This window comes from Enterobacter cloacae complex sp. P14RS (assembly GCF_014895895.1).
Classification (GTDB): Bacteria; Pseudomonadota; Gammaproteobacteria; order Enterobacterales; family Enterobacteriaceae; genus Enterobacter; species Enterobacter bugandensis.
Genome location: NZ_JADBQM010000012.1, coordinates 177,399 through 192,788 on the forward strand (window position 1 = coordinate 177,399; position 15,390 = coordinate 192,788).

A 15,390-nucleotide genomic window follows, 5' to 3' on the forward strand; every position below is an offset into this window, starting at 1 on the left:
TTTCTAAGCTGCCTGTACGGCAGTGAACGTAGGTGAGGGCGGCATGCCTGAAATCTACCATTTCTAAGCTGCCTGTACGGCAGTGAACGCCAGCGCCGCGCGGAACCGTGCAGCGTGACATTTCTAAGCTGCCTGTACGGCAGTGAACTGAAAGGAAACTACGCCATCTTATTGTTAGAAAAGAAAATAATCAACTTCCTGCATAAAACCCTTTTTTCTGGTACGTAAATTCGCATTATATAAATCAAAAGGTTACGTAATCATCAAAAAAAAGGGTCTAGCCGGTGGCGTCAGGGGCCTACTTCGGACGTCACAAACTACATTCAGGAAATAATGTGAACTACCGTTTCTGCACGTTGAGGCGCAACGACATCTGCAACCATAGAATGCGTGATGTCATGGAGCAGTCCTGTAAGAAGCGGCAGCATGTCGCGGTCAAAATGCGACACCAGCAGCACATGATTCAACGCCCGGCAGTAATCACACTTCGTTTCTGTATCTTCAAGCAACCACTCTTTTTGTCGCGGTTGTTCCGCTTCTTCCTCAAATTCCACCACCTGAAAATCACGCATTGATTCTGTGAGGCCGGATTTCACCTCTTCCAGGTAGGCTCCGAGACAACGGCAAACGGGCTGCGTTTGCGGAAGTGATTTGCAATCCAGCAGGATTTCGGTGAGCAGTTGGCAGCGCTCTGCAAGGGTTGGGAGATCGGGGTTGAGGGAGAGTTCGGTGTAGAGTTGGGCGAAGCTATTAATATTAGTCATATGTGATCCTTTATGCACGCAAGATTATCTGTGCACACACTTTCAGGACGCCAATCCCGGCACCTGATTTTGCAGGTGCGCCGCCATTTTATTACTGTGGATTTATCCAGCAACTGACTTCGAAAGAAACTGGAAAGCGCCTCGCAAAATTCCTCTGCGGCCTGCTGCCCTCTCCCACGGGGATAGGGAGAAAAGCAGGCATAAAAAAACCGGGCTATAGCCCGGTTTTTAAGACCTACCTTACAACTCAGTGAGCCGCTTCCGGCTTGTGCTTCGCCGCACTCTGGAAATCGTACGTCAGCTCGTTCTTCGCCTGATCCAGCGCCACGGTCACCTGACCGCCGTCCACCAGCGAGCCAAACAGCAGCTCGTTCGCCAGCGGTTTCTTCAGGTTGTCCTGAATCACGCGCGCCATCGGACGGGCGCCCATCGCACGGTCGTAGCCTTTCTCGGCCAGCCAGTTGCGGGCCTCCTGGCTCACTTCCAGCGACACACCTTTCTGATCCAGCTGAACCTGCAGCTCGACGATGAACTTATCCACCACCTGATGGATCACTTCGGTAGACAGGTGATCGAACCAGATAATGTTGTCCAGACGGTTACGGAACTCCGGCGTGAAGATCTTCTTGATCTCCTCCATCGCATCGGTGCTGTTATCCTGGTGGATCAGGCCGATGGATTTGCGCTCGGTTTCACGTACCCCGGCGTTAGTGGTCATCACCAGCACCACGTTGCGGAAGTCCGCCTTGCGCCCGTTGTTATCGGTCAGCGTCCCGTTGTCCATCACCTGCAACAGGATGTTGAACACGTCCGGATGCGCTTTCTCGATTTCATCGAGCAGCAGTACCGCGTGCGGATGCTTGATCACCGCGTCGGTGAGCAGGCCGCCCTGGTCAAAGCCCACGTAGCCCGGAGGTGCACCAATCAAACGGCTGACGGTGTGACGCTCCATATACTCGGACATATCAAAGCGCAGCAGCTCAATGCCCAGCGCTTTGGAGAGCTGAACCGTCACCTCGGTTTTACCCACGCCGGTCGGACCGGCAAACAGGAAGGAACCAACGGGCTTGTGGTCATGCCCCAGGCCGGCACGGGCCATCTTGATCGCTTCGGTTAAGGCCTCAATGGCTTTATCCTGACCAAAGACCAGCATTTTCAGGCGATTGCCGAGGGTGCGCAGCGTATCCCGATCGCTCTGAGAAACGCTCTTCTCAGGAATACGCGCGATGCGGGCGACCACGGACTCGATATCCGCCACGTTAACGGTTTTCTTACGCTTGCTGGCCGGCATCAGGCGCGCACGCGCCCCGGCCTCATCAATCACGTCAATCGCCTTATCCGGCAGGTGACGGTCGTTGATGTATTTCACCGCCAGCTCCACCGCCGCACGCACCGCTTTCGCGGTGTAACGCACGTCGTGGTGCGCTTCGTACTTGGTTTTCAGGCCGTTGATGATCTGCACCGTTTCGTCAACCGACGGCTCGGTGACGTCGATTTTCTGGAAACGACGCGCCAGCGCGCGATCTTTCTCAAAAATGTTGCTGAACTCCTGGTACGTCGTGGAGCCCATCACGCGGATCTTGCCGCTTGAAAGCAGCGGTTTGATCAGGTTTGCCGCATCCACCTGACCACCAGAAGCCGCACCTGCGCCGATGATGGTGTGGATCTCATCGATAAACAGGATGCTGTTGGTGTCCTGCTCCAGCTGTTTTAACAGCGCCTTGAAGCGTTTTTCAAAATCACCGCGGTATTTAGTGCCCGCCAGCAGCGAGCCAATATCCAGCGAATAGATGGTGCAGTCGGCAATCACTTCCGGCACGTCGCCCTGCACAATGCGCCAGGCAAGACCTTCGGCAATCGCCGTTTTACCCACGCCTGACTCGCCCACCAGCAGCGGGTTGTTCTTGCGGCGACGGCACAGCACCTGAATCGCGCGCTCCAGCTCTTTATCGCGGCCAATCAGCGGGTCGATGCCGCCAACGCGAGCAAGCTGATTAAGGTTGGTGGTGAAGTTTTCCATACGATCCTCCCCGCCTGCTTGCTCTTCATTGTTATTGACCTGATTGCTGGAATCCGATGCCTGGTTAGGCTCGTCTTTGCGCGTTCCGTGAGAAATAAAGTTAACCACGTCGAGGCGGCTGACTTCGTGTTTGCGCAGCAGGTAGGCAGCCTGTGACTCCTGCTCGCTGAAGATGGCGACTAAGACGTTTGCGCCAGTCACTTCGCTACGTCCGGAAGACTGGACGTGGAATACCGCGCGCTGCAGCACGCGCTGGAAGCTGAGCGTCGGCTGCGTGTCGCGCTCCTCTTCACTGGCGGGCAGCACCGGTGTGGTTTGTTCGATGAAGGCTTCGAGTTCCTGACGTAGCGCCACCAGATCCACGGAGCAGGCTTCCAGCGCTTCGCGGGCAGATGGGTTGCTAAGCAGTGCGAGCAGTAAATGCTCGACGGTCATAAACTCATGTCGGTGCTCACGCGCTCTGGCGAAAGCCATGTTTAAACTGAGTTCCAGTTCTTGATTGAGCATAGGCACCTCCCCCAATTTTATGCCTTATCAGGCCTTTTCCAGCGTACACAGCAACGGATGCTCGTTCTCCCTCGCATAGTCGTTCACCATCGCCACTTTGGTTTCCGCCACTTCGGCGGTAAAAATGCCGCAGATAGCTTTGCCACGATAATGAACGGTAAGCATCAGTTGCGTTGCACGTTCTACATCATAAGAAAAGAACTTTTGTAGCACGTCAATAACAAATTCCATCGGCGTGTAATCATCGTTCATTAACATAACTTTATACATAGATGGCGGTTTTAGCGCGTCGCGCACTTTATCTTCCGCCAGCTGGTCAAAATCCAGCCAGTCGTTGGTCTTACCCATTTTGCATAACCACTTTGAATCTACCTCAGATGTTAGATAACAATCATCTATTACTGTCATCCGCGATGTCTGTCACAAACTGTTGCAATAGCGTTAACTGCTTCAAACTTTGGTTGATTATTGTCCCAACTCCAGCGCCAAACGCTTGACGACGTCTTTCGTTTATCTAAATTGTACAAGCGTGAGATGGCGAGGTTTTGAACAGCCCCCACTCCACCACCGGTTCATTCCATCTTAATTTATAAGATTTACGAAGGATGTCGAAGCATGGAAATGGGTACTGTTAAGTGGTTCAACAACGCCAAGGGGTTTGGCTTCATTTGCCCCGAAGGCGGCGGCGAAGATATCTTCGCTCACTATTCCACCATTCAGATGGATGGTTACAGGACGCTCAAAGCCGGGCAGTCCGTCCGGTTCGATGTACACCAGGGACCAAAAGGCAATCATGCAAGCCTAATCGTACCCGTTGAAGCAGAAACGGTTGCATAGCTCTCTGTTTTATTGTGTACATCACGCAGTCAAAATGCCAGCCCGATCGGCTGGCATTTTTATTTTCGGGTTATTCCCGAGCCAGCGCGTCCACCGGATCCAGCCGCGCCGCGTTGCGCGCAGGCAGCCAGCCAAACAAAATCCCGGTAAAGGTGGAACACAAAAACGCGGTGAGTATCGCCATCGGCGAGAAGCCAATCTCCCAGCCGGGTAAAAAGAGCTGGAGCGCAAAGGCAATCATCATCGAGAGCGCAATGCCCATCGCGCCGCCCACCAGGCATACCAGCACCGCTTCAATTAAAAACTGCTGAAGCACGTCGCTGGCCCTGGCCCCGACCGCCATGCGGATGCCAATCTCCCGGGTGCGTTCAGTTACCGACACCAGCATGATATTCATCACCCCGATACCGCCAACGACCAGCGAGATCACCGCCACCAGCGTCAGGAACAGCTGAAGAGTACGTGTGGTCTTTTCCGCCGTTTTCAAGAGGCCGTCCATATTCCAGGTGAAGAAATCCTTCTTCCCGTGGCGCAACGTTAACAGCCGTTCCAGCTGCTGTTCCGCCAGCGCGCTGTCGTAGCCCTCCTTCACGCGCACGGTGATGGAGTTAAGCCACGACTGGCCCATAATCCGCCCGGAGATGGTGGTATACGGCAGCCAGACGCGCAGGATCTTGCTGCTGCCGAACATCGACTGCTTCTCTTCAGCCACGCCAATGACCGTGGCAGGCATGTTGCCGACGAGGATCACTTCGCCCACCACGTTCGCTTTATTGGGGAAGAGCTGCCTGCGCGAGTTGGCGTCCAGCACCACCACCTGCGCCCTCCCCGCCAGCTGCTCGGCGTTGAAGGTGGCGCCTTCGCTGAAGGTCATGCCGTAGACGTTGAAGTAGTCGCCGCTCACGCCGTTGGCGCTGGCCGCCACGTCGATATTGCCGTAGCGCAGACGGAGGTTTTGCGAGACCGCAGGCGTGGCGGAGTTCACCCACGGCTGCTTCTGAATCGCCGCCAGATCGTCATACTTGAGCGCCTGCTGATACTGCGGCTCGTCGTCGCCGAAGTCTTTGCCGGGATAGACGTCAATGGTGTTGGTCCCGATGGCGCGGATATCCGCCAGCACCAGCTGCTTGGCCGCGTCGCCCACCACCACAATCGACACCACCGAGGCAATACCGATAATGATGCCGAGCATGGTCAGCAGGGTGCGCATTTTGTTGGCCGCCATCGCCAGCCAGGCCATGGTCAGCGCTTCACGAAAGCCGCTTGAGAACTGCGCCCAGCCGGTCGACGCAGGCAGCGCTTCCTTCGGTGCCGCCGCGCGGGACTCACGCGGCGGCGGGTTGCTCACCAGCTCGCCGTCGTGGATCTCTATAATCCGTTCGGCCTGCGCCGCTACCTGCGGATCGTGGGTAACGATAATCACCGTGTGGCCCTGATCGCGCAGCTGATGCAGAATCGCCATCACCTCTTCGCCGGAGTGGCTGTCGAGCGCCCCGGTTGGTTCATCCGCGAGGATCACCTGCCCGCCGTTCATCAGGGCGCGGGCAATACTCACACGCTGCTGCTGGCCGCCGGACAGCTGCGACGGCTGGTACTCCACCCGCTCCGCCAGCCCCAGACGCGTTAACAGCGCCTTCGCGCGCTCGAGGCGTTTCTTCCGCTCAACGCCCGCATACACTGCGGGAACCTCCACGTTCTGCGCCGCGCTCAGGTGAGAGAGCAAGTGGTAACGCTGGAAGATAAAGCCAAAGTGTTCCCGGCGCAGCTTCGCCAGCGCGTCGCCGTCCAGCGTCGAGACGTCCGTCCCGGCCACGCGGTACGTACCGCTGGTGGGTTTATCCAGACAGCCGAGAATGTTCATCAGCGTCGATTTACCGGAGCCCGATGCGCCGACAATCGCTACCATCTCGCCCGCCTCCACGCTCAGGGAGATGCCTTTCAGCACCTCCACCGGGCCGTCGCCGGACGGATAGCTGCGACGAATGTCCTTCAGCTCAAGCAGCGCGGTCATTTAGCGGCTCCGGGCAGGCTTTCGCTGACAACAACCTCCTCGCCCTCTTCCAGCCCTTTCTCCACCACCACGTCGGTGTCGTTGCGCGCGCCAATCACCACCTCGCGCTCGCGCGTTTCACCGTTGCGCAGCACTTTCACCTTGTAGCGATTGTCCCCGGCGGATTCACCCAGCGCGGAGAGCGGAACGGTCAGCACGTTCTTCACGCCGGTCAGTTGGATGTGCACCTGCGCGGTCATGTCCAGGCGCAGCACGCCCTTCGGGTTTGGCACTTCAAAACGCGCATAGTAGAAAATGGCGTCGTTAACCTTTTCCGGCGTCGGCAGAATGTCTTTCAGCACGCCCTCGTAGCGGGTCTGCGGATCGCCGAGTACGGTAAACCAGGCATTCTGTCCCGGCTTAAGATGGATCACGTCCGCCTCGGAGACCTGGGCCTTCACCAGCATGGTGCTCATGTCCGCCAGCGTCAGAATGTTTGGCGCCTGCTGGGCGGCAATCACCGTCTGGCCCTGCAGCGTGGTAATTTGCGTCACTTCCCCGGCCATCGGCGCGACGATTTTTGTGTAATCAAGATTGGTTTTCGCCGTATCCAGCGAGGCCTGATTACGCTTGATTTGCGCGTCGATCGTGCCAATCTGCGCCTGTTTCACCGCCAGTTCAGTCGCGGCGGTGTCTAAATCCTGTTTCGAGATAGCCTGGGTTTTCGCCAGCGCCTGCTGGCGGGTCAGCGTTACCTGCGCCAGGTTACGCTCTGCCTGCGCCTGCGCACGCTGCGCGCGCAGCTCCATCAGCGTCGCTTCCACTTCGCGGATCTGGTTCTCAGCCTGCTCGGGATCGATAACGCCAAGCAGCTGGCCTTTTTTCACCTTGTCGCCAATCTCTACCGACAGCGTTTTCAGCTGGCCGCTGACCTGAGCGCCGACGTCAACTTTGCGCAGCGCATCAAGTTTGCCCGTCGCAAGGACATTTTGCTGCAGTTCACCCGGACGAACGATCAGCGTCTGGTACTGCGGCACAGGCGCGTTAAGCACCTGCCATAACCAGAATCCACCGGCTACAATCACCAGCGCCAGCAGCAGAAACAGCGTTCTGCGTTTTCCCTTGAGGTTCATAAATATTCCAAATAAATGTTCTGGCAATAATAAACGTTGATTCTATCTAAACGACTCCTTAACGAAACCCCTGTTCTCCGAAATCACCCTAATTTGTTTACAAGACGTTGATATTTCCCCTGCTGAAATAGCGGTATTCCAAAAGACTCAGGATTTATCATGTCTTCTATCGTCGATACACCTCTTCCAAACCTGACGCAGCCGACATCCGGCTGGCAGCTCTTCAAAAATCTGGCGTTCGGCAAGATCGCGCCCGGCCTTGCATGGCAGAACCCCGCCTATCGCCGTAAGTTCATGCTGCGTTCTCTGGCGACGCCCGTGAGCACCTCTCGCCTGTTAACAAACCTCGCTAAGCAGCCGCGTCTGATGCAGATGCTGCAGGTGCAGCCCGGTCTGCCGTGTCGGCTTCATCGTCCCTGGCTGACGGTGAAGATGGATCGCCAGCACGCGCTGGAATCCCTGAACTGGCACTATCAGGCCATGAGCCGCCAGCTCCCGGCCACGCTCCTGAAGGGCTATCTTTCGACACAGGGGACTACGCTGCTGACCTTAACCGGGAAAGATGAACAGCAATTTACCGTCCGCCTGTGTGCCGATGCGTTCCTGGATAAAGAGGGAGAGGCCACCCTCACCTTCTGCGACGTTCAGAATACGGTGCTGGCGGAGCTAACCTTTACGCTCTGCCAGTTTGAAGGTAAATCGACGCTGTTCATCGGCGGTTTGCAGGGCGCGAAAGCGCATGTTCCCCATGAGCTGATCCAGAAAGCGACGAAGGCCTGCCACGGTCTGTTCCCGAAACGCCTGCTGGTTGAAGCCGCCATGACGTTCGGCGCCGCATTCCCGGTCGTGCAGATTGTTGCCGTCAGTAATGCCACCCATATTTATCGCAGCTGGCGCTACCGCAAGAAAAAAGAGGGAAAACTGCTGGCCGATTACGACGGCTTCTGGAGTTCCCTCGGTGGGGAAAAACAGGAGAGCGGCCACTTTATGCTGCCGCTTGCCATGCCGCGTAAACCCGTAGAAGAGATCGCGAGCAAGAAACGCGCCGAATACCGTCGCCGCTACGCGCTGCTGGATAGCCTGATTCAGCAGGTGAAACAGGCGACCGAACGTTAATCCGCCCTTCCGCGTGCCAGCCACAGCACGCGGGAGAACATTTTCCGCAGCAGGGTCGGAACCGCCTCTACGCCCCGCCTTCCCGCTTCCGTCGCCACTTCAATGGCTAAGTCCGGTTTCGACGAACGGTGAATCGCTTTGGCGATCACGCGCCGCATGTTCATCGGGACGTCGACCGGCACCATCGCAATGCGGTGGAATACGTCGTCAAAGCCCTGACGGTACATAAAATGCTCCATGTCCATCGCGGGCAGCATCGTTAAATGATCCCGTTCTTCTTCACGCTCGTTGTTCAGCAGGCTGCGCACGGTTGAGGCATATTTTTTCCCCGCCTCGTCGCCGTCCACCAGCACATGCCATTCAATTCCCATTCGGCGGGCAAATTTTATCAGCGGTTTTAATCCCGACTGGGCAAATTCGATCACCTTAATACCTTCTGCATCAAAATGGTGGCCGCACTGGCGCGCCAGTTCATTGATGACCCAGGTCTCCGTTTCCCCTTCCACCAGCAGCCAGCAGCGGGCGAAGAGCGACGAGGCGCGATTAAAGCGTATATGAAACGCGATTCTCCGCCCATCTTCGGCGTTCATCCCGCCGGGCCCGAGACGGTACGCGGATACGCGGGAGGACTCGCGCACCAGACGGCAGATGTGCTCCACCGGCGTCAGCGAGAGCAGCTCACCGGAGTTGGTGGTGGTAATCCGCTGGAGCGGCAGCAGATTCAGCAGGTGCCACGCCACGGAGAGCATGATGGGGTGCAGGCGCGTTTCCGGATCTTCCACCAGCAGCAGCGGGCGGGCATCCCGGTCAAGACGCACGGTGCCCTTCGCCTGCAGAAGCGTTGAAAACAGCCCCAGCAAAATCACCCGATGGGTACGCCCACCGGGCCGGTCGATCATCCGGTTGATGATGTCGAGATAGCGCCAGCTGCGCTGTTCATCATGAGAACGGCGGCGCATCAAACGATGGCGCGACTCCGAGGTGCCCTGCTCGGAAAAATAGTGCTCCAGCAGTTGCACCATCGCCGACAGCCCCTGACGAATTTGACCATCGGTGAGGTTTTGCGGACGCGACACCAGCTCTCGCGCCAGGAAATCCAGCTCGCGGGCGGTGACTTCCACCTCCGGCATATTCGGTACGGTGCCGTTACGAATACGGCGCATAAAGCGCGCATCGCGCAGGCGTAACACCGGCGTCAGGCGGATAAGGTGACGCGCCAGATCGTCGATATTCTCCAGCGGAATCGGGTTGGCTTTCTCATCGAGGAATTCACGCAGGGTCAGTACCCCCTCGTTTTCCGCCATCTCACCTTCCAGCCGATAGAAAATCCGGTGGAAACCGTCGTCGCAGGGCACCCAGCAGGGCGACAGCGGGCGGAAGCGACGCACGCGGTGACGGCCGGGTTCGGATTCACGAAACGTCAGGATGATATGCAGGTGCTTCTCGCGGCCCGCGATATCGCCGGGCGGGAACCAGAAATCATCGTGGACGAAGTGATACAGATTGTCTTCGGGTGAAAGCAGCAGCGTTAGTGCATCAAGCAGGCTGGACTTACCCCACGCGTTCTCGCCGATCAGGACGTTGTTCTGCTCCAGCTGCAGCGACAGGCGGTTAATACCGCGAAACCCGACAATTTCCACACGTTCGAGAAGCATAAATCCCCCGCGAAATGATCACTTTTTCCTTTAAGTTATCAGCAGTATAGCGGCAGGAACCCTGGCACGACAGCAGAACATTCACCCTTGCGGGATTTGAACTATGCTCTATTTACCGCTGATTTGAACAAGGATTAACATCACATTGCCTTAAATCAAATTAACCGAATTTATTTAAGTGGCGAAGGGATGTTGTTGGTTTTTAAAATACGGGCTCTTTGAGTCGTCATCCCTTTATGGCGATATATCCCGCGCGCGGGAAAACGCGTGGAAAATTATTTTGAGGTGGTTATGTTTAGAAAATTGGCAGCAGAATGCTTTGGTACATTCTGGCTGGTATTTGGTGGCTGCGGTAGCGCCGTTCTGGCAGCAGCATTCCCGGAATTAGGTATTGGTTTTGTCGGCGTCGCGCTGGCATTTGGCTTAACCGTATTAACCATGGCTTTCGCCGTGGGGCATATTTCCGGCGGTCATTTTAACCCGGCGGTGACATTAGGCTTATGGGCGGGCGGGCGTTTCCCGGCGAAAGAGGTTATTGGCTACATCGTGGCGCAGGTGGTTGGCGGTATTATTGCGGCGGGCGTGCTGTACGTCATTGCCAGCGGTAAAGCAGGCTTTGACGCGGCGGCCAGCGGCTTCGCCTCTAACGGCTTCGGCGAACACTCTCCGGGCGGTTATTCTATGCTTTCTGCCATTGTAATTGAAATTGTACTGACCGCAGGCTTCCTGCTGGTGATCCACGGTGCAACCGACAAACACGCGCCTGCAGGCTTCGCGCCCATCGCCATTGGTCTGGCGCTGACGCTGATCCACCTGATCTCCATTCCGGTGACCAACACCTCCGTTAACCCGGCGCGCAGCACCGCCGTCGCCATTTTCCAGGGCGGCTGGGCGCTTGAGCAGCTGTGGCTGTTCTGGGTGATGCCGATCGTCGGCGGTATTCTGGGCGGCGTACTGTACCGCTCTCTGCTGGAAAAACGCGATTAATCTTTCCCTCCCTCTCCCCATGGGAGAGGGCCGGGGTGAGGGCAACAGGCCGCACCCCCACATAGACACAAGCCGGGTAAGGCGTAGCCGCCACCCGGCTTTCTTTTGCCGCTTTACTGAGCAGCCTTTATTGGGTAGTGTCTCTGGCGCTTAACAGAAACTCAAAAGGACCGGCTGTTCATGTTTTCAGGACTCCTCATTATTCTGCTGCCCCTGATTTTGGGCTATCTTATTCCGCTGCGTCATGATTCGGCCTTAAAGCTTATTAACCGTTTTCTCAGCTGGATTGTTTACGTCATTCTGTTCTTTATGGGGATCAGCCTGGCCTTCCTGGATAATCTGGCGACAAATTTACTTTCCATCCTGCATTATTCTGCGGTCACCATGGTGGTTATTTTGCTCTGCAATATTGCCGCCCTGCTGTGGCTGGAACGCGCTATTCCGTGGAAAAATAATCACCACCAGGAAAAGCTTCCCTCCCGAATTGCAATGGCGCTGGAATCATTAAAGCTCTGCGGCGTCGTGGTGCTTGGATTTCTTCTGGGTCTTACCGGATGGACATTTTTGCAGCACGCGACGGACGCCAGCGAATATACCCTGATCTTCCTGCTGTTCCTGATTGGTATTCAGCTGCGAAATAACGGTATGACGCTGAAACAGATTGTCCTGAACCGTCGGGGAATGATCGTTGCCGTTATGGTTGTCGTCAGCTCAATGGTCGCGGGCGCGATTAATGCCTTTATTCTCGATCTGCCGCTAAAAACCGGCCTGGCGATGGCCTCCGGGTTTGGCTGGTACTCCCTCTCCGGTATTCTGCTGACCGAATCCTTCGGCCCGGTGATCGGCAGCGCCGCCTTCTTTAACGATCTGGCTCGAGAGCTGATTGCCATCATGCTGATCCCGGGGCTGGTTCGCCGCAGCCGCTCGACGGCACTGGGCCTGTGCGGCGCCACGTCGATGGACTTTACCCTGCCGGTCCTCCAGCGTTCGGGCGGGCTGGAGATGGTGCCCGCAGCCATCGTTCACGGCTTTATTTTGAGCCTGCTGGTTCCCGTCCTGATGGCGTTTTTCTCTGCCTGATACCTCTGTGGCGGTAGGGCTCCTGCCGCCAAAATTGCGCTAAATCAATCTCCCTCTATTTTGTTGCAGAAAGCTCTTTTCACCGTTCTGGCACAGGCATACCCTTAAACATGTATATTAAATATAACTTTTACAGGTGTGATTATGTTTTGTGTGCAATGTGAACAAACCATCCGTACCCCGGCAGGCAACGGCTGCTCTTACGCGCAGGGTATGTGCGGTAAAACCGCAGAAACATCAGACCTTCAGGATCTGCTGATAGCCGCCCTGCATGGTCTTTCCGCCTGGGCCTTCAAAGCCCGTGAATACGGCATTGTCGACCATTACGTCGACAGCTTCGCGCCGCGCGCGTTTTTCTCCACCCTGACTAACGTCAACTTTGATTCTCCGCGCATCGTCGGCTATGCCCGCGAAGCGATTGCCCTGCGCGAAGCTTTGAAAGCGCAGTGCCTGAATGCCGATACCAGTGCCCGCGTGGACAACCCAATGGCGGAGCTTCAGCTGGTGAGCGACGACCTGGGCGAGCTACAGCGCCAGGCCGCAGAATTTACCCCTAATAAGGACAAAGCGGCGATTGGCGAGAACATCCTCGGCCTGCGTCTGCTGTGCCTGTACGGCCTGAAAGGTGCAGCGGCCTATATGGAACACGCGCACGTTCTCGGGAAGTCAGATAACGACATTTACGCCCAGTACCACAAAATTATGGCGTGGCTCGGCACCTGGCCTTCCGACATGAACGCCCTGCTCGAGTGCGCAATGGAAATCGGCCAGATGAACTTCAAGGTCATGAGCATTCTGGATGCCGGTGAAACCAGCACCTACGGTCATCCGACCCCGACGCAGGTCAACGTCAAAGCGACCGAAGGCAAATGCATCCTGATTTCCGGCCACGACCTGAAAGATCTCTACAACCTGCTGAAGCAGACCGAAGGCACCGGCGTTAACGTCTATACCCACGGCGAAATGCTGCCCGCCCACGGCTACCCGGAACTGCGCAAGTTCAAGCATCTGGTGGGTAACTACGGCAGCGGCTGGCAAAATCAGCAGGTAGAGTTCGCCCGCTTCCCTGGCCCTATCGTGATGACCTCAAACTGCATCATCGACCCTACCGTGGGCGCGTATGACGACCGCATCTGGACCCGCAGCATCGTCGGCTGGCCGGGCGTGAGCCACCTTGAAGGCGACGATTTCGGTCCGGTTATCGAGCAGGCGCAGCAGATGGCGGGCTTCCCGTACAGCGAAATCGAACATCTGATCACCGTTGGCTTCGGTCGCGAAACGCTGCTGGGTGCGGCAGATTCTCTGATTGACCTCGTCAGCCGTGAAAAGCTGCGCCACATCTTCCTCGTTGGGGGATGCGACGGCGCGCGCGGCGAGCGTAACTACTTCACCGATTTCGCCACCAGCGTGCCGGATGATTGCCTGATCCTGACCCTGGCGTGCGGTAAATACCGTTTCAACAAGCTGGACTTCGGCAACATCGAAGGCCTGCCGCGCCTGATTGATGCAGGCCAGTGCAATGATGCTTACTCGGCCATCATTCTGGCGGTCACGCTGGCGGAAAAACTCGGCTGCGGCGTCAACGATCTGCCGCTGTCCCTGGTGCTCTCCTGGTTCGAGCAGAAAGCGATCGTCATCCTGCTCACCCTGCTCTCTCTCGGCGTGACCAACATCGTGACCGGCCCGACGGCGCCAGGCTTCCTGACGCCGGACCTGCTGGCGGTGCTCAATGAAAAATTCGGTCTGCGTTCCGTGACCAATGTTGAAGATGATATGAAGCAACTGCTGAGCGCGTAAGGAGCGATTCATGACCATGCCAACCTCACAATGTCCGTGGCGGATGCAGGTTCATCACATCCATCAGGAGACGCCGGATGTGTGGACGCTGTCGCTGCTCTGCCACGACTACTATCCGTACCGTGCGGGCCAGTATGCGCTGGTCAGCGTTCGTAACTCGGCGGACACGCTTCGCGCCTATACGATCTCCTCCACGCCGGGCGTGAGCGAGTACATTACGCTCACTATCCGCCGCATTGATGACGGTGCAGGCTCCCAGTGGCTGACCCGTAACGTGAAGCGCGGGGATTACATCTGGCTGTCTGACGCGCAGGGGGATTTCACCTGTGACGACAAGGCAGACGATAAATTCCTGCTGCTGGCGGCGGGCTGCGGCGTAACGCCGATCATGTCGATGCGCCGCTGGCTGGCGAAGAACCGCCCGCAGGCCGACGTGCAGACGATCTTCAGCGTGCGCTCTCCGGAAGATGTGATTTTTGCCGATGAGTGGCGTGACTATCCGGTGACGCTGGTGGCGGAACACAACGCGACCCACGGTTTTGTGCCCGGTCGCCTGAGCCGCGAGCTGCTGCAAAGCGTGCCGGATATTGCGAACCGTACCGTGATGACCTGCGGCCCGGCGCCGTACATGGATATCGTGGAGAAAGAAGTTAGAGCGCTTGGCGTGACCCGCTTCCTCAAAGAGCGGTTCTTCACGCCGGTGGCGGAAGCGGCAACCAGCGGGATTCAGTTCACCAAACTGCAGCCCGCACAGACCTTCTTTGGCCGCGTGGGCACCACGCTGCTGGAAGCGCTGGAAAGCAACAAGGTGCCGGTAGTCGCGGCCTGCCGTGCGGGCGTGTGCGGCTGCTGTAAAACGAAAGTGGTTTCCGGGGAATATACCGTCACCAGCACCATGATGCTGTCCGACGCGGAAATTGCCGAGGGTTACGTGCTGGCCTGCTCATGCCACCCGCAGGGGGATTTGGTCCTCGCATAAGCAATAAACGTTCGATCGTAGGCCCGGTAAGCGTCAGCGCCACCGGGCTTTTTTGCCGGGTGGCACTGCGTTTACCCGGCCTACGTTGTGCATGCTGCCTGTACGGCAGTGAACTGCAGAAATTGCACTTTCTCTCCTGGCCGTCGTTTTCTAAGCTGCCTGTACGGCAGTGAACGTAATAGCCATAAATTAACCGTAACGGATAAGTTTCTAAGCTGCCTGTACGGCAGTGAACTCTTATGTTCAATACCCTTACGTATATCGTGGATTTCTAAGCTGCCTGTACGGCAGTGAACTAGCGTCTGCTCTATCTCCCGCCCATTAAAACTTTCTAAGCTGCCTGTACGGCAGTGAACACCATTACGGATGCTCTGGGGCAGACTGTGAATTTCTAAGCTGCCTGTACGGCAGTGAACTATGTGATTAATAATTGACGCAGACAAGGGGCTTTCTAAGCTGCCTGTACGGCAGTGAACAATCGTCAATCAGGAAGGTGTTTTCCTGGTCATTTCTAAGCTGCCTGTA

General features: G+C 56.7%; 12 protein-coding genes and 2 CRISPR repeat arrays. Of the genes, 6 read left to right on the forward strand and 6 right to left on the reverse strand.

The window, feature by feature from the left end; all coding sequences use genetic code 11:
• A CRISPR array of direct repeats spans nt 1–149; the repeat unit is 28 nt; unit sequence TTTCTAAGCTGCCTGTACGGCAGTGAAC.
• 174 nt (nt 150–323) lie between these two features.
• The 3 genes from IM295_RS11695 to clpS all read right to left on the reverse strand — a co-directional run bounded on the left by IM295_RS11695 (nt 324) and on the right by clpS (nt 3,639).
• Nucleotides 324–764, reverse strand: coding sequence for a hypothetical protein (locus IM295_RS11695; RefSeq protein ID WP_049136603.1), 441 nt, complete (start codon nt 762–764; stop codon nt 324–326).
• A gap of 247 nt (nt 765–1,011) precedes the next feature.
• Nucleotides 1,012–3,291 carry an ATP-dependent Clp protease ATP-binding subunit ClpA gene (clpA, locus tag IM295_RS11700; RefSeq protein ID WP_028012550.1) on the reverse strand — a complete coding sequence of 760 codons (2,280 nt, stop codon included), beginning with the start codon at nt 3,289–3,291 and terminating at the stop codon, nt 1,012–1,014.
• A 27-nt stretch (nt 3,292–3,318) separates the two neighbouring features.
• Nucleotides 3,319–3,639 carry an ATP-dependent Clp protease adapter ClpS gene (gene clpS / locus IM295_RS11705; protein WP_006174393.1) on the reverse strand — a complete coding sequence of 107 codons (321 nt, stop codon included), beginning with the start codon at nt 3,637–3,639 and terminating at the stop codon, nt 3,319–3,321.
• Between the two features lie 267 nt (nt 3,640–3,906).
• Here clpS and cspD point away from each other — a divergent pair, with 267 nt between their 5' ends.
• Nucleotides 3,907–4,128: a cold shock-like protein CspD gene (cspD, locus tag IM295_RS11710; protein ID WP_006809408.1), complete on the forward strand. Its 222-nt coding sequence runs from the start codon at nt 3,907–3,909 to the stop codon at nt 4,126–4,128.
• A gap of 70 nt (nt 4,129–4,198) precedes the next feature.
• On the opposite strand, the gene macB is transcribed toward cspD, so the two are convergent.
• Nucleotides 4,199–6,139 carry a macrolide ABC transporter ATP-binding protein/permease MacB gene (macB, locus tag IM295_RS11715; protein ID WP_041910640.1) on the reverse strand — a complete coding sequence of 647 codons (1,941 nt, stop codon included), beginning with the start codon at nt 6,137–6,139 and terminating at the stop codon, nt 4,199–4,201.
• A complete protein-coding gene (gene macA / locus IM295_RS11720; protein WP_041910641.1) occupies nt 6,136–7,251 on the reverse strand; it encodes a macrolide transporter subunit MacA in 1,116 nt (371 codons plus the stop codon). Before macA ends, macB begins: the two co-directional genes overlap by 4 nt.
• Nucleotides 7,252–7,410: 159 nt before the next feature.
• Between macA and IM295_RS11725 the strand changes: the two genes are divergently transcribed.
• The gene (locus tag IM295_RS11725; protein ID WP_047368198.1) at nt 7,411–8,367 is read left to right on the forward strand and encodes a VirK/YbjX family protein; all 957 of its coding nucleotides are present in this window, start codon (nt 7,411–7,413) and stop codon (nt 8,365–8,367) included.
• Here the strand turns inward: IM295_RS11725 and IM295_RS11730 are convergent.
• Nucleotides 8,364–10,022 carry an ATP-dependent endonuclease gene (locus tag IM295_RS11730; protein WP_193066724.1) on the reverse strand — a complete coding sequence of 553 codons (1,659 nt, stop codon included), beginning with the start codon at nt 10,020–10,022 and terminating at the stop codon, nt 8,364–8,366. The two genes, IM295_RS11725 and IM295_RS11730, sit on opposite strands and share 4 nt — an antisense overlap.
• 291 nt (nt 10,023–10,313) lie before the next feature.
• On the opposite strand from IM295_RS11730, the gene aqpZ reads away from it, so the two are divergent.
• The 4 genes from aqpZ to hcr all read left to right on the forward strand — a co-directional run bounded on the left by aqpZ (nt 10,314) and on the right by hcr (nt 14,865).
• Complete coding sequence (aqpZ, locus tag IM295_RS11735) at nt 10,314–11,009, forward strand: aquaporin Z (protein WP_041912036.1); 696 nt, start codon at nt 10,314–10,316, stop codon at nt 11,007–11,009.
• A gap of 180 nt (nt 11,010–11,189) precedes the next feature.
• Nucleotides 11,190–12,089: a lysine exporter LysO family protein gene (locus tag IM295_RS11740; protein WP_193066725.1), complete on the forward strand. Its 900-nt coding sequence runs from the start codon at nt 11,190–11,192 to the stop codon at nt 12,087–12,089.
• Between the two features lie 144 nt (nt 12,090–12,233).
• Nucleotides 12,234–13,886 (forward strand): hydroxylamine reductase, encoded by a 1,653-nt coding sequence (gene hcp / locus IM295_RS11745; protein ID WP_048999359.1) that lies wholly within the window; start codon nt 12,234–12,236, stop codon nt 13,884–13,886.
• Between the two features lie 10 nt (nt 13,887–13,896).
• Entirely contained in the window at nt 13,897–14,865 is a 969-nt protein-coding gene (gene hcr / locus IM295_RS11750) for an NADH oxidoreductase (RefSeq protein ID WP_193066726.1), read from the forward strand.
• An 86-nt stretch (nt 14,866–14,951) separates the two neighbouring features.
• Nucleotides 14,952–15,341: a CRISPR direct-repeat array (repeat unit 28 nt; unit sequence TTTCTAAGCTGCCTGTACGGCAGTGAAC).
• Nucleotides 15,342–15,390: the final 49 nt, after the last annotated feature.

Coding starts and splice junctions, on each gene's coding strand:
- hcp (WP_048999359.1), top strand. CDS start 12,234: ATGTTTTGTGTGCAATGTGAACAAACCATCCGTACCCCGGCAGGCAAC.
- macA (WP_041910641.1), bottom strand. CDS start 7,251: ATGAACCTCAAGGGAAAACGCAGAACGCTGTTTCTGCTGCTGGCGCTG.
- aqpZ (WP_041912036.1), top strand. CDS start 10,314: ATGTTTAGAAAATTGGCAGCAGAATGCTTTGGTACATTCTGGCTGGTA.
- IM295_RS11695 (WP_049136603.1), bottom strand. CDS start 764: ATGACTAATATTAATAGCTTCGCCCAACTCTACACCGAACTCTCCCTC.
- macB (WP_041910640.1), bottom strand. CDS start 6,139: ATGACCGCGCTGCTTGAGCTGAAGGACATTCGTCGCAGCTATCCGTCC.
- IM295_RS11740 (WP_193066725.1), top strand. CDS start 11,190: ATGTTTTCAGGACTCCTCATTATTCTGCTGCCCCTGATTTTGGGCTAT.
- cspD (WP_006809408.1), top strand. CDS start 3,907: ATGGAAATGGGTACTGTTAAGTGGTTCAACAACGCCAAGGGGTTTGGC.
- clpS (WP_006174393.1), bottom strand. CDS start 3,639: ATGGGTAAGACCAACGACTGGCTGGATTTTGACCAGCTGGCGGAAGAT.
- clpA (WP_028012550.1), bottom strand. CDS start 3,291: ATGCTCAATCAAGAACTGGAACTCAGTTTAAACATGGCTTTCGCCAGA.
- IM295_RS11725 (WP_047368198.1), top strand. CDS start 7,411: ATGTCTTCTATCGTCGATACACCTCTTCCAAACCTGACGCAGCCGACA.
- IM295_RS11730 (WP_193066724.1), bottom strand. CDS start 10,022: ATGCTTCTCGAACGTGTGGAAATTGTCGGGTTTCGCGGTATTAACCGC.
- hcr (WP_193066726.1), top strand. CDS start 13,897: ATGACCATGCCAACCTCACAATGTCCGTGGCGGATGCAGGTTCATCAC.